Origin of the sequence: Marinomonas sp. A3A, from assembly GCF_018336955.1 — a bacterium.
Lineage (GTDB): Bacteria > Pseudomonadota > Gammaproteobacteria > Pseudomonadales > Marinomonadaceae > Marinomonas > Marinomonas lutimaris.
In genome coordinates this window covers 3112934-3127074 of record NZ_CP025532.1, presented here as the reverse complement: position 1 = coordinate 3127074, position 14141 = coordinate 3112934, and the positions used below count along the sequence as shown (strand labels likewise).

Genomic DNA, 14141 nt, shown 5'->3' with positions numbered 1-14141 from the left:
TGCAGAATAAGATCTTTGCCAGGAGGCAAACGTGAATTGGATATCATCTGAAAATATACATAACCGTTGGGTGATGCTTACTTTACTGGTGGGGGTATTGATCACGTGCTTTGTTACTTATAACGTTCAGCACTCAAACGAAGAAAGAATTAAGCAGGCTGCTTACGATACATCGGTTAATTTAAAGCAGGAAGTTGCTTCAAGAATAGAGCTTTACCAGTATGGACTTCGCGGTGCGCGCGGTGCTGTACTTACGGCTGGTGAAAATACGATAACACGCGATATTTTTGAACAATATAGCCGATCGAGAGACGTTGATAATGAATTCGCGGGCGCTCGCGGTTTTGGTTTTATTCGCCGAGTCCCACAATCAGATGTAGATGTTTTCACCTCAAAGGCTCGTCAAGATGGTTGGCCGGACTTTTCCATTAAAATGCTTAACCCCAATTTCAATGAGCATTATGTTATTCAATACATCGAACCCGTAGAACGCAATCGTCAGGCTGTTGGGTTGGATATTGCTTCTGAGAAAAATCGTCGAGAAGCTGCGGCATCTTCTTTATACACAGGAGAGGTTCGCTTGACTGGGCCCATTACCTTAGTGCAAGCAACCGGAAAGCCTCAACAGTCTTTTTTAATTCTTATGCCTATTTATCGTGGCGGCGGCACACCTGAAACTCAGGCTGAACGAATCGAAAAGGGCTTTGGTTGGAGTTATGCGCCTTTATTAATGGAAGAGGTGTTGGCGGGATTAAATTATGACCCAACTAAATTCCATTATGAGATTTTTGATATTACGGACTTAGATGATCAAATTCTTTTCTACAATAGCGGTGAAATAAAAAATGATGATTATGAGCAAGTTCAAACAGCGCTAGTTTATGGTCGTCAATGGCAAAGTAAATTGCATGTTTCTCCAGCGTTTATTGCTGACTTGCATCTTCCTGATCCATTTGTTTTTTTAGTGGTTGGCTTGTTAATTAGTTTATTGAGTACGGGTTTAGTTGTAGTGGTTCGAGTGAACATGGTCCGTCAGCGTGAAGTGATGGCCCATCAGTCAAGAATCACGGCGTTAGTAGAAAGCTCTGCAGACGGCATTATTAGTAAAAGCCTAGATGGCGTTATTATTAGCTGGAATAAAGGGGCTGAGTCAATTTTCGGTTACACAAAGGAGGAGGTTATTGGGCAAAAAGTGCTTGATCTACTAGTCCCAAACTCGCTTCAAGATGAAGATAGAGCGATCTTTACGAGTGTCAAAGGCAAAAAAGAATCCATATCTATAGAGACTCGAAGAAAGACTAAAGCAGGCACAGAAGTCCCTGTCTCTTTGACCTTTTCGCCTATTTTTAATGACGATTATGGCATTATAGGTGTTTCTCAAAGTGTGCGTGACATTTCCGAACGGAAAAAAGCGGAAGCTAAAATTCGAGAGTTAAATGCGAATTTAGAGAATCAAGTTAAGGAGCGAACCGCCGAGCTAGTTGAGCTTAATTTGCTCTTAAATGATGTCCTTAATGCCTCTTCAGAAGTTTCAATTATTGCCACTGATACGAATGGCATTATTTCACTGTTTAATAATGGCGCTGAGAGAATGTTGGGGTATTCAGCTGAGGAAGTCGTCGGCCAGATAACACCAGTGAGGTTTCATGTCGAGTCTGAAATTGAGCTGCAACGAGCTGAGATATTTAAAACCACAGGAACGCATCTAGCTAACGATTTAGATGTCTTTATTTTTCGGGCTTTGCGTGACAACTATGATAGACAAGAATGGACTTATGTTAATAAGCATGGCATAGCTCACCCTGTCTCCTTGGTGGTTACGCCAATGAAAAATAGTGATCAAGAGGTGATTGGTTTTCTTGGTATAGCGATGGATATTTCTGAGCAAAAGAAAAGCCAACGTGAGCTTATTTATACCAGAGACCAATTGTTATTAGCCGCAGAGGTCGCTGAGCTTGGGATTTGGACTTGGGATATAGAAGATGACACTCTTGAGTGGAGTGATTCAATGTTCGAAATATACCATCTTCCTAAGTCTCAAAAACAAGAAGGCATTAAATACATAGACTGGTATAGCCGAGTTCATCCTGATGATAGGGCGATGGCTGAAGCCGCGTTGAAAGGGGCTATTGAAGGAATTATTGAATACAATTTAGTATTCCGAATCGTTTTACCGGATGAGAGTGTTCGTTTTATTTTTGCCAGAGCATCTTTACAAAAAAATGCTGAAGGCAAAATGACCAAAATAACAGGCATTAACCGTGATATTACTCAAGAGCGTGAGCTAGAAGATTGGCTTCGAAAAGCAAAAGACGAAGCCGATGCTGCTAGTGCAGCAAAGTCGAGCTTTCTAGCAAATATGAGTCATGAAATTCGTACACCGATGAACGCAATTCTTGGCATGCTGCATTTGGCAAAACGCACAGACCTGACACCGCAACAAAGTGATTACATTTCAAAAGCACAGATATCCGCTAAATCTTTATTGCGTTTAATTAATGATGTTTTAGATTTTTCTAAAGTCGATGCTGGAAAGCTAGAATTAGAGAGAGCGCCGTTTGAAGTCGAAGAGTTATTATGTGAACTCTCTACTGTTCTATCTGGAAGCTCCTTAGGAAAAGACGTAGAGCTGATTTTTGATATTGATAAAGACATTCCCGCTTATCTTATCGGCGACAAATTACGTCTGCTGCAAATATTGATTAATCTAGTTAGCAACGCTGTAAAATTCACCTTAGAAGGTAGTGTTGTTTTGGAAATCAGGCAGCAACTTGTTGACTCAGGAATATCTCGTTTAACTATTTCTGTAAAAGACACCGGTATTGGCATTGCTCAGGACCAGATAGACTCTATTTTTGACGTATTTTCTCAAGCAGAGTCCTCTACGGCGCGACGCTTCGGTGGCTCAGGTTTGGGATTAGTGATTTGTCGTCGCTTTGTGGAGCTAATGGGCGGCTCCTTACATGTCGATAGCGTATTGGGTAAAGGTAGCCGTTTTTACTTTACGGCGGATTTTCCTGTTGCAGATATCCAGATTGAAAAGCTACCTAATCAAACATCGGCAAAATCGCTGCGTATTTTAATTGTCGATACGAATGTGGCTACTCAAGTTATTTTTGCTCGCATGGCATTTAGTCTTGGCTGGATGAGTGAAAAAACAGAGTCACTGGAACACGCTATCCAATTAGTTCAAGAGGCTGCTATACAAAACAATGCCTACGATGTTGTCTTATTAGATACAAAAACATCCGATTTCAGCGGACAAAAAAGTATTGAGAGTATAAATGCGGTTACTTCTTCACCTGAAAATCAGCCGAAAATAATTTTGTTGGCCAGCATGATGAGCAATCAATTAGACAATGAGCTTGAGTCTGTCTCTGGCTATTTATTGAAGCCTGTTACTTTGAGCAAATTATCTGAAGCTGTTTATCAATCTCTCTCTGACGTGAAAATACCATTATTGATAGACAACAATAATGGTCATGAAGAAGGGCGTTTAGTTGGCGTGTCCTTGTTATTAGTAGAAGATAATGCTTTTAACCGACAGGTAGCGACAGAATTATTGATCGCCGAAGGGGCTAACGTCACAGTGGCCGAAAGCGGTTTAGAAGGTGTTGCTATGGTATTGAATCGAGAAGAAGAAAAGTTCGACTTGGTTCTGATGGACATGCAAATGCCCGACGTGGATGGCTTAGAAGCAACCAAGCAAATTCGTAAGGACGCGAGATTTACTTCACTTCCTATTATTGCCATGACAGCGAATGTTTCGGAAGCCGATCGTCAGGCTTGTTTTAATGCTGGTATGAATGATCATATTGGGAAGCCTTTAGACATAGATCAAATGGTTGCCAGCATTCTTAAATATACCCATAAGAGTGATTTGCTAGCGTCAGATCAGAAAGATGAGAGTTCTTCATCACAGAGTGTTGAATTGGCTGCAGAGCTCAGTGAATACGAATCCATAACGTCTATCTTGAGTCGATTTGGCGGCAGTGCAGATCTGTATAAGAGTGTTGTTGAAGGTTTTGCTCTGGAAGCAAATGATTTATTAGAAAAAATAAAAGAGGGTGCCAATGAGAAGGACAGTGTTAAAACACGGGAGAATCTTCACACCCTAAAAGGCGCAGCTCTGACAATGGGATTATTGAAATTTTCTAATCACTTATTTGCTTTTGAAAATGTATTAAAAACATCCGAAGATAGTACAGAGATTGAAGCGTGTTTAATTTCTATTAATACGGACGAACTGCTTATCGAGTTAGAAGAGGGGCTTGCTATCATCTTTGAGCAAATACAGCGACATATTTGATAGGTGTTAGAACATGAGTGTTAGAACATAGGTGTTTGCCAATCGATTTTAAGAGGCTGATCATTAGATGATTGGCCTCTTTTTTGTCATTGACTACTTAGATTTTGATTATTTAGACTTCAATTATTTAGATAAGGTGTCTAGCGTTTTTAATAGCCAATCTAATTCATTTTCGTCTTCTAAGCGTGCTGCCATGATTTGTTCATGTTCCATGACACGCTCGCTTATAGTGAGGAAAAATTTCTCGCCCTTTTTGGTCATAAATAAAGCATAAGAACGGCGATCATTGATGGCTGGACGGCGTTCAATAATGTCCATCTGTTCCAATTTGTCGACTGCGGCAACCATGGCTGATCTGTCATTACCAAGAGCTTGAGCGACGGCTGTTTGAGTTAAACCTGGATTACGTTCCACTATAGCAATAATTGCAAATAGACCTGGGCTGATACCGAGGTCAGAACAGACTTCAGAAAACTTGCTGAAAAAGTTCATTTGAGCGCGACGTAAGCGATAACCAAGTAGGCTATTAAGAATTCCAAAATCTACTGATTGGTCTGTTTTTTTTGTATCGTCAGCCATTAGAGTCTCATTTTTAATCGAATAGACGAGCATTGTAATATAAAAATGCTAATTTGGTGTAATGCTAAACTATTTTGATTTGTCTATAACTTAAAATAACCTAAAAGAGCTGGCTTGAATACCAGCTCTTTTGGTGTTTTATTAGCCAATTAGATGGACTAATCCGAGAGTAATACTCGGGAAGAGTATTAACAAGGCAACCCTGACAAAGTCAGAAATTAAGAAGGGGATAACGCCTTTAAAGCATTCTTTGAGCTTTAAAGAATCATCAAACGATTTAATAATGAATACGTTCATACCTACGGGGGGAGTAATTAACCCCACTTCAACAACGATCAAAGCTAATATGCCAAACCAAATACCCAAGTCTGCTTGTGGTATGCCGAAGTCCATTGCCATAATCATGGGGAAGTAGATCGGAATCGTCAGCAGAATCATCGCTAAGCTATCCAAGAAACAACCCATAACCAGATAGGTTAATAGCATGACAACTAAGATGGTATAAGGCGAAAGTCCAGAGTTTTGAATAAGCTCAACGCCTAAGTCTGGTAATCTTGAAAGTGCGATAAAGACACTAAAAAGATCCGCACCTAATACGATGAAAAAGATCATTGCAGAAGATACTGCGGTTTTCATCAAGCAGACTAGCAAACCATCAAGGCGCATTTTTCCGTGAGTGAATGCTAGGATTGCTGTCAAAATAACACCAACAGATGCAGCCTCTGTAGGCGTGAAAATCCCTAAATAGATACCGCCCAATACAATGAGAAAAATCCCTGTAATGTGCCAAACGTCTTTAGTTGATTTTATCTTTTGCGCAAAGGTGGTTTTTTCACCGCGTGGACCTGCTTCAGGGTATAAACGCACATAAATAGCAATCGCGAGAATATAACCACCTGCCGCTAAGAAGCCTGGAACAAAGGCCGCAATAAACATTTTAGAAATGTTTTGCTCGGTTAGTACCGCGAAGATGATTAGCACCATAGAAGGGGGAATCAAAATCCCTAATGTTCCGCCAGCGGCCAGAGCACCCGCAGCAAGACTACCAGAGTAATTGAGGCGCTTCATTTCAGGTAAGGCAACTTTACCCATGGTGGATGCCGTTGCCAGTGATGACCCGCAAATAGCGCCAAACGCCGCACAGCCAGCAATAGCAGCCATGGCAATACCGCCACGTTGGCGGCCGATCCATGTATTGCAGGTTCTAAACAGTTCAGCGGTAATGCCAGATCGGGTAGCGAGTTCACCCATTAATAAGAAGAGCGGCACAACCGATAAATCATAACTTGAAAATTTAGAAACAGGAGTTGTACCTAAATATTCTAATAAAGCGGGAAAACCACCAATCATCGAGTAACCAACCGCGCCACACACCAACATAGATAGCGCAATTGGAATGCGGATACTCATTAAAACTAAGAGTACCGCCATCATTAAAAATGCCAGTTCGATATTACTCATGATTACCTCCACGAAGCGTGGCGAGCAAGCGATATAGACCGCATAAGCCGCACAGTGTCATTGCAACGACACCAACAATAAAAGTCCACCAAGTGGGGAGTTCAAGCAGCATACTTTGTTCTAAATATTCTTTTGCTTCCATGCCACTTAGACTCATACGATAAGCAAAAGTAAAAGCAACAACCGTAAAGACGATGTCGCTAATAATTTCTAAAGTAAGCAAGGTGCTGGGTTTGCAGCCAGCAGTAAACAAATCAACAATGACGTGGCCTTTGCGTATATAGCAAGCAGGGAGAAAAAGAAATATGGCCATGCCTAAGCCCATTTCCGTGATTTCATAATCCCCTTCAATTGATTGACCTATCGTGGTTCGGCCGATAATGCTAGCGACGGTGACCGCCGCTACCACCAACATGATAAACCCACCTGTCAGTGCAAATATGTCCGAGAGGCGCCCTAGGAAAGAGCGCTGTAAGTCGGTAGTAAAACGTATCATGTTAAATCATCCTACGTGCGGTATGGCTTAAAATTTTTCGTATTTCTTGATAAGGTCTTTGGCTTCATCTAGTAGACGTTGTCCGTCATAACCATCATCATTCATTTCTTTTAGCCATTGCTCAGTGACAGGCGCAAGCTTAGCTTTCCAGCGATCGAATTCAGCGCCTTCAATAGAACTGAAAGTATTGCCGCGTTTTATAGCATCACCGCGAGCGCCCACTTCATAAGCATCGAAGGCATCCCCGATGAAGCCTGCTAGTGGAACACCAGAGTTGTTATCGATTACTTTTTTGAGATCCGCTGGAAGTTTTGCGTAAGCATCTTTGTTCATCGCGAAAATGAAGAATTGAGTGTAAAGACCACGATCCCCTTTGAACTCAGTATGATGTGGTGCTAATTCGTCAATTTTTAATGGTTTGACCACTTCGAAAGGTAGTGCTGCTACGTCAATAACACCTTTAGATAGGGCGCTTGGCATACTGGGTACCGGCATAAAGATAGTATTAGCACCGAGTAAACCGAATGCGTCAGCCATCATTTTGTTCGGCGCACGAACTTTGAGGCCGTTAACATCTTCAAGTGATTTAATGTCTTTATCTCGGGAATGAAGTGAGCCAGGAAAGTGAGTATGCATAGCAAGTAGGTGTACATCTTTTAGTTCATCTTGCATTTCTTTTTCAGCATATTCTTGTAATGCCATACTTGTGATACGAGCGCTTAGGGGCATAAAAGGTAATTCAAACACCGTGGCTTTTGGGAAGCGCCCCGGAGTATAGCCGCCGACCGTCCAAGTAATATCAACCACACCTTTACGAGTTTGATCGAAAAGTTGTGGTGGCTTACCACCTAGTTGCATCGCAGGATAAATATCAATTTTAATACGGCCATTGGATTCGGCTTCTACTTTCTCAGCCCAAGGCTGTAGAAAATTAGTGTGTGCATTAGACACAGGTGGAAGCATGTGATGGAGCTTGAAGGTGTATTCAGGTTCTGCAGCGATGGCATTGATGGATAGAATCGAGCCAGCGAGTAACGCCAAGCTTTGTAGTTTGAACTTTTTCATTTTTATCACCTTTATTTTTTTTATGTAGTGTTTTTATTTTATTAAATGACTTTATTTTAGAGAGTGAGTCCGATACGTCGATCATCGCTACACACAGAATCTCTTTGGTATTCACTCCTGACGGCCACTAAGAACTATCTCCTTTGTGACATAAATTGTTGTGCTTTTCAACAATCGAGTTTATAGAATTTTTAACCAAGGTATTCAAAAAAGTCATACGAAAAAATACTGTAAACTAAAATAGTTACGAATTTTAAAGTGTGCTTTTTGTTCTACTAAGCATGAGCGCAATTTAAATACCTAACGAAAGTACATTGCACTTTAAAGATCTTTATACTTTTCGATTAATGCTTTGGTTTTATCTAATAGACGTTGGCCATCGTAGCCATCTTTATTCATGTCTTTAACCCACTTATCCGCGATTGGAGCCATGGACTTTTCCCAGCGCTGATGTTCTGCACCTTCAATGTAATCAAAGGTATTGCCACGATCTACTGCAAATTTACGAGCAAATAATTCGTAGCTATCGAAAAGCTCACCAATGTGGCCAGCTAATGTAATACCTGAGTTATTGTCGATGACCTTTTGTAAGTCAGCGGGCATGCTTTCATATACTTTTTTATTCATCGAAAAAATAAAGGTATTTGTATATAAGCCGGTGCCTTTGAACTCAGTATGGTGGCCAACAAGTTCATGGATTTTCATTGGTAGAACCACTTCATATGGTAAGACTGCGACGTCTATAACACCTTTGGACAGTGAGCTTGGCATTTCTGTTACTGGTAAAAATACGGTATTAGCACCCACTAAATTGAAGGCTTCTGACATTGCTTTATTTGGCGCGCGAACTTTTAACCCCTGTAAGTCTTCAAGTGTTTTAATTCTTTTGTCGCGAGAGTGAAGAGAGCCGGGAGTATGGGTATGAACCGCCAATAAATGAACATCTTTTAGTTCATCTTGCATTTCTGTTTCAGCGTATTCTTGTAACGCCATACTGGTGATTTTTGCAGTATTCGGAATAAATGGTAATTCAAAAGACGTCATTTTAGGAAAACGACCAGGAGTGTAACCAGCAACAGTCCAAGAGATATCGACAATACCTTTGCGCGTTTGGTCAAAAAGCTGCGCGGGTTTACCGCCTAATTGCATAGCCGGATAAATATCAATATGAATACGGCCATTGGATTCTTTTTCTACTTTTTTTGCCCACGGCTCTAGAAAATTGCTATGAGCATTTGAGGCAGGTGGAAGCATGTGGTGTAGCTTGAGATTAAACTCAGGCTCTGCCGCTAAAGAAGTGATAGATAACATTGAGCTAGCAATTATCGCTAAGCCTGTTAGTTGGATTTTTTTCATTTTATTCACCTTTATTTTATTTTTATTAGAAGATCTCTAAAAGTGCTTTTTTATTTATAAAGAGGCATAAAGTTACTAAGAGCCTTTTCTGCCATGTCGAGTCAAGGTTTCTATGACTGCCATCGTTTTGTCACGACCCAAATCATAGTTTGTTTTTCACATACATTGTTGATTCTTTCAACATTTTGCCCATTGGATTTTTACTCATGGTATTCAAAAAAAGTAATGCCGATAAAAAATGTTTGTAAAAAAAATAGTTGTAATGTACAACATAATGAATCCCACCCAACTAAACAACTATAAAAGCGATGTGAGGGTACAAAATGAGCAAGGTTATTTCCCTAGCGCAAGCCGCTGATTTGATTCCTGATGGTGCCAATGTGGCTTGGTCCACCGTCGGTATGTCTTATTTTGCTGAGGCTGTTGCAAAAGCGGTTGAACAGCGTTTTAAAGAAACAGATCATCCGCAGCAATTAACTCTTATCCATGACTGTGGTTGTGGTGATGGTAAAGACGCTGGTATGTCGCATATGGCGCATCCTAATTTGGTGAAACGCTTGATCTCTGGTCACACAGGGCAAGCGCCCAAGATGGCGCAAATGATCACAGACAATGCGATTGAAGCCTATCTATTGCCACAAGGCGTGTTGACCACAATGTGGCGTCAAATTGCTGGTAATAAACCGGGTGTGATTACCAAAATTGGCATGGGAACCTATGTTGATCCTTTGATTAGTGGCGGTAAAGTAACGTCTTTAACCACGGAAGATTTGGTTAAACGCATCGAAATTGAAGATGAAGAATGGCTGCTTTATAAAAAATTCCCATTAGATGTCGTGGTTATTCGTGCGACAACCGCAGATGAAGACGGCAACTTATCGGTAGAAGAAGAAGCCATGCTAGCGGAAATTTTGCCAATGGCGCAAGCGGCTAAAAACAGCGGCGGCATTGTGATTGCACAAGTGAAATATATTGCTGAGCGCCACTCTATCCATCCAAAAGAAGTTAAAGTGCCTGGCGTATTGGTGGACTACATCACAGTCGCGCCTGCCGAAGATCACAAACAAACCATCACAACGACTTACAATCCGGGCTTAGCGGGTAATTCTCGTGTGCCACTAAATGCTTTACCTCCTATGGCATTCAGCGACCGCAAAGTCATTGCCCGTCGTGCAGCTATGGAGCTGAAAGCTAACGTCATGGTGAACCTTGGCATCGGTATGCCAGACGGTGTCGCCGCAATTGCCGCAGAAGAAAAAGTCTCCCATTTGTTTACTCTAACAACCGAGCTCGGCACTTACGGCGGTATTCCCGCGTCTGGTGGGGATTTTGGGGCTGCGTGGAATGCGGATGCGATTATTGAGCATGAAGCTCAGTTCGATTTTTATGACGGCGGCGGTTTGGATATTGCTTTCTTAGGGCTGGCTCAAGCGGATAAAAATGGCAATTTAAACGTCAGTAAGTTTGGCCCAAAAGTAGTTGGGCCTGGTGGTTTTATCAATATTTCCCAGAGTGCCAAGAAAGTGGTGTTCTGCGGTACCTTAGTGAACGGCGCGAAGCTTGGCTTTGAAAACGGCCAAATGAAAGTGTTGGAAGAAGGTAAGGTGCAGAAATTTGTCGAAGCCGTTGACCACATTACCTTTAGTGGTGCTGTTGCGAGAGGAAATCATCAGCCAGTCGTGTTTGTTACTGAGCGTTGTGTGTTGGAGCTACGTCAAGAAGGCATGGTGTTAACGGAAATTGCGCCCGGATTGGATTTGGAAAAAGACGTACTCAGTGCAATGGCTTTCCGCCCAATTATTGCTGATGACCTTAAAACCATGCCAGCAGCCATCTTTGCTGAGCAGTGGGGTGGTTTGGGCGACATCATGGCAGCGGCTAACCAAGAGTAAAAATAACAAGAATAAGCGAGGAAACCTTATGTCTATCAAGAATGTAGAAATTCCCTACGGCGCTTACTGGAGTACGCCGTTTACCAAATGGCAGGGCTCTTTGCAGCATTTGCATTCAATGAAGTTTGCAGCTCATGTTGCAAAGTCCGAATTGGCGAAACGTAATATCGATCCAAAGGTGTTCGATTCAGGCGTATTGGGCATGACGGTTAATCAGTATCAATCTTTTAACGGCGCACCTTGGCCTTTGTATGAAATTGGTGCGGTAAACACAGCAGGTCATGCGGTCAATCAGGTCTGTGCGACCAGTGCCCGTGGTTTGTTTGCAGCTGCATCAGAAATTGTCTGTGGCATGGCGAATATATCTCTCTTGATGACGGCAGATCGCTGTTCAAATGGCCCGCATATTTATTACCCAAATGCGAAAGGTCCAGCTGGAGCATCTGAAGACCAAGTAACTTATAACATGATGAACGATTGTGTTGGCGGCCATTCGATGATGCAAACGGGTGAAAACGTTGCCAAACGTTTTGATATTACTCGTGAAGAATTGGATTTAGTAACTTATAGACGTTATGAACAATATCAAGATGCTTTGAAAGACGATCAAGCTTTTCAAAAGCGTTATATGACGCTGCCTTTGTCTGTGCCAACGGCTAACTTCAAAAAAGAAGACACTGTAATTACTGGCGATGAAGGGGTTTTTCCAACGACGTTGGAAGGCCTTCAAAAACTTAAACCTGTTCAAGAAGGTGGCGTGATTACCTTTGGTAACCAAACTCATCCTGCTGATGGTAATGCCTCTGCGATTCTTTGTCGTTCTGAAGAAGTTGCTTCACTCACTTCTCGCCCTAAAATTAAAGTCGAAGTGCTAGGTTTTGGCCAAGCCCGAGATGACCTTGCTTACATGCCAGCTGCACCAATAGAAGCAGCGAAACGCGCCTTAGCGGTGGCGGGTATTGATATCAAACAAGTCTCCGCTATTAAAACGCACAACCCATTTGCGGTGAATGATGTGGCTTTGGCGAAAGCCATGGGCATCGATGTGATGACAATGAACAACTACGGCTGCTCGTTGATTTGGGGGCACCCTCAAGGACCAACCGGTATGCGCGCCATTATTGAGCTGATTGAAGAGCTGGTCATAAAAGGCGGCGGTTATGGTTTGTTTACAGGCTGCGCGGCAGGTGATACCGGTATGGCGGTGGTTATCAAGGTTTCAGATCGCTCATTATAAAATTTTAAAGGTAATCCAAGATGACATATCAATTTATTAATTATTCCGTAGAAAATGGCGTGGCGCATTTGCAGCTTAATCGCCCAGAAAAGAAAAATGCCATCAATGACAGCTTATGTCTTGAGATTGAGCATGTATTTTTGAATTTAACCGATGATGTCAATGTCATTGTGTTTTCAGGAAATGGCCCTGAGTTTTGCTCTGGTCTGGATTTGCAAGAGCATAAAGCCCGTGAGCCGTTTGAAGTGGTGAAGCATTCTAATATGTGGCATCGCGTGTTTGGCCATATTAGTGATTCTGGCATTCCGGTTGTGGCCGCTATGCATGGCGCGGTGATTGGCGGTGGTTTGGAATTGGCGATTTGTGCCCATGTTCGCGTCAGTGAAGAAAATACCTTTTACCGTCTGCCTGAGGGCAAGCATGGCATTTTCGTTGGCGGTGGTGCATCAGTAAATGTATCGAATGTGATTGGTGCCAGCCGCATGACAGAAATGATGCTGACAGGACGTGATGTAAGAGCCGAAGAAGGTTTGCGTATTGGCTTGGCGCATTATGTTGTTGGCAATGGTGAAGCCTTGGCAAAAGCCTTTGAAATCGCAGAAGGCATTGGCAAAAATTCGAAATACTCCAACTGGGCCATGACCACAGGTCTAAGCCGTATTAGCAATATGTCGGCACAAGATGGTCTGTACACTGAATCATTGATTTGTGGCATTACGCAAACCAGCGATGAAGTAAAAGCGCGTATTGATGCGTTTTTGAATCGTAAAAAAAGCTAAGAAGTTTTGCCTTTGGTAATGCATACCATGAGCCTTGGTATTCAGTTCTTAAAATAAAAAGTACTTGCGCCTGTTTCGCAAGCTCAACGCGTCAGCGTGAATCAAATACCAAGGTTCTTTTTATCAAAGAACAAGGAAAAGACTGAGTAAATCTGCCCTTTGTCATAAAAATAACAGCAAGATCAGGAGTATTTAGATGCAAATTCAAGACAAACATTTTGTGGTGACAGGTTCAGCTTCGGGCATTGGTGAAGCAGTGGCGCGTCGCCTTCATAGCTTGGGGGCGAAAGTCACTTTAGCGGATGTAAATGAAGAAGGTTTAGCGCGTGTGAAAGCCTCTTTAGGTGAGCGCGTACAAGGTTGCGTGACCGACATCGTTGATGAGAATTCGGTACAAAGTGCGATTGATCAAGCCGTTGAAGCCTTTGGTCCTATTAGTGGTTTAGTGAACTGCGCAGGTATTCCAGGCGCAGAGCGTATTGTCGGTCGTGAAGGGCCACACCGCTTGGCATCATTTCAGCGCGCGGTTTCGGTTAACTTAATTGGCACCTTTAACATGATTCGTTTGGTTGCAGACAAAATGCAGCACAACGAGCAAGAAGCCAATTTAGAACGTGGCGTAATTATTAATACAGCGTCTGTGGCGGCGTTTGATGGTCAAATTGGACAAGCGGGTTATGCCGCTTCTAAAGGTGGTGTGTGCGCCATGACTTTGCCAATTGCTCGTGAATTAGCTCGCTTTGGTATTCGAGTGATGACCATTGCTCCGGGGTTATTTAAAACGCCAATGATGGATGTTTTGCCGGAAGAAGTGCAAAAATCTTTGGGTGAATCTGTGCCATTTCCACCACGTCTTGGTGAGCCTGATGAATACGCGTCTTTGGCACAACACATCATCGAAAACGGCATGTTGAATGGCGAAGTGATTCGTCTTGACGGTGCGATTCGTATGGCCGCGAAGTAATTC

The 14141-nt window shown here is 42.4% G+C and carries 10 protein-coding genes; 5 read left to right on the top strand and 5 right to left on the bottom strand.

The window, feature by feature from the left end; genetic code table 11:
- Positions 1-31: 31 nt before the first annotated feature.
- A complete protein-coding gene (locus CYL31_RS14550; protein ID WP_212915914.1) occupies positions 32-4309 on the top strand; it encodes a CHASE domain-containing protein in 4278 nt (1425 codons plus the stop codon).
- A 123-nt stretch (positions 4310-4432) separates the two neighbouring features.
- Here the strand turns inward: CYL31_RS14550 and CYL31_RS14545 are convergent, their stop codons facing one another.
- The 5 genes from CYL31_RS14545 to CYL31_RS14525 form a co-directional block, all read right to left on the bottom strand.
- Positions 4433-4888 (bottom strand): MarR family winged helix-turn-helix transcriptional regulator, encoded by a 456-nt coding sequence (locus tag CYL31_RS14545; RefSeq protein WP_212915913.1) that lies wholly within the window; start codon positions 4886-4888, stop codon positions 4433-4435.
- Positions 4889-5029: 141 nt separating this feature from the next.
- Complete coding sequence (locus CYL31_RS14540; RefSeq protein ID WP_212915912.1) at positions 5030-6349, bottom strand: TRAP transporter large permease; 1320 nt, start codon at positions 6347-6349, stop codon at positions 5030-5032.
- Positions 6342-6845 carry a TRAP transporter small permease gene (locus CYL31_RS14535; protein WP_212915911.1) on the bottom strand — a complete coding sequence of 168 codons (504 nt, stop codon included), beginning with the start codon at positions 6843-6845 and terminating at the stop codon, positions 6342-6344. Before CYL31_RS14535 ends, CYL31_RS14540 begins: the two co-directional genes overlap by 8 nt.
- 27 nt (positions 6846-6872) lie before the next feature.
- The gene (locus tag CYL31_RS14530; RefSeq protein ID WP_212915910.1) at positions 6873-7910 is read right to left on the bottom strand and encodes a TRAP transporter substrate-binding protein; all 1038 of its coding nucleotides are present in this window, start codon (positions 7908-7910) and stop codon (positions 6873-6875) included.
- A 321-nt stretch (positions 7911-8231) separates the two neighbouring features.
- Positions 8232-9266, bottom strand: coding sequence for a TRAP transporter substrate-binding protein (locus tag CYL31_RS14525; protein ID WP_212915909.1), 1035 nt, complete (start codon positions 9264-9266; stop codon positions 8232-8234).
- A 323-nt stretch (positions 9267-9589) separates the two neighbouring features.
- Between CYL31_RS14525 and CYL31_RS14520 the strand changes: the two genes are divergently transcribed.
- The 4 genes from CYL31_RS14520 (at position 9590) to CYL31_RS14505 (ending at position 14138) form a co-directional block, all read left to right on the top strand.
- Entirely contained in the window at positions 9590-11158 is a 1569-nt protein-coding gene (locus CYL31_RS14520; RefSeq protein WP_212915908.1) for an acyl CoA:acetate/3-ketoacid CoA transferase, read from the top strand.
- Positions 11159-11186: 28 nt separating this feature from the next.
- On the top strand, positions 11187-12395 hold the full coding sequence (locus CYL31_RS14515) for a thiolase family protein (protein WP_212915907.1): 1209 nt from the start codon (positions 11187-11189) through the stop codon (positions 12393-12395).
- A gap of 20 nt (positions 12396-12415) precedes the next feature.
- The gene (locus CYL31_RS14510) at positions 12416-13174 is read left to right on the top strand and encodes a crotonase/enoyl-CoA hydratase family protein (RefSeq protein WP_212915906.1); all 759 of its coding nucleotides are present in this window, start codon (positions 12416-12418) and stop codon (positions 13172-13174) included.
- A gap of 196 nt (positions 13175-13370) precedes the next feature.
- Positions 13371-14138 carry a 3-hydroxyacyl-CoA dehydrogenase gene (locus tag CYL31_RS14505; RefSeq protein ID WP_212915905.1) on the top strand — a complete coding sequence of 256 codons (768 nt, stop codon included), beginning with the start codon at positions 13371-13373 and terminating at the stop codon, positions 14136-14138.
- Positions 14139-14141 lie beyond the last annotated feature (3 nt).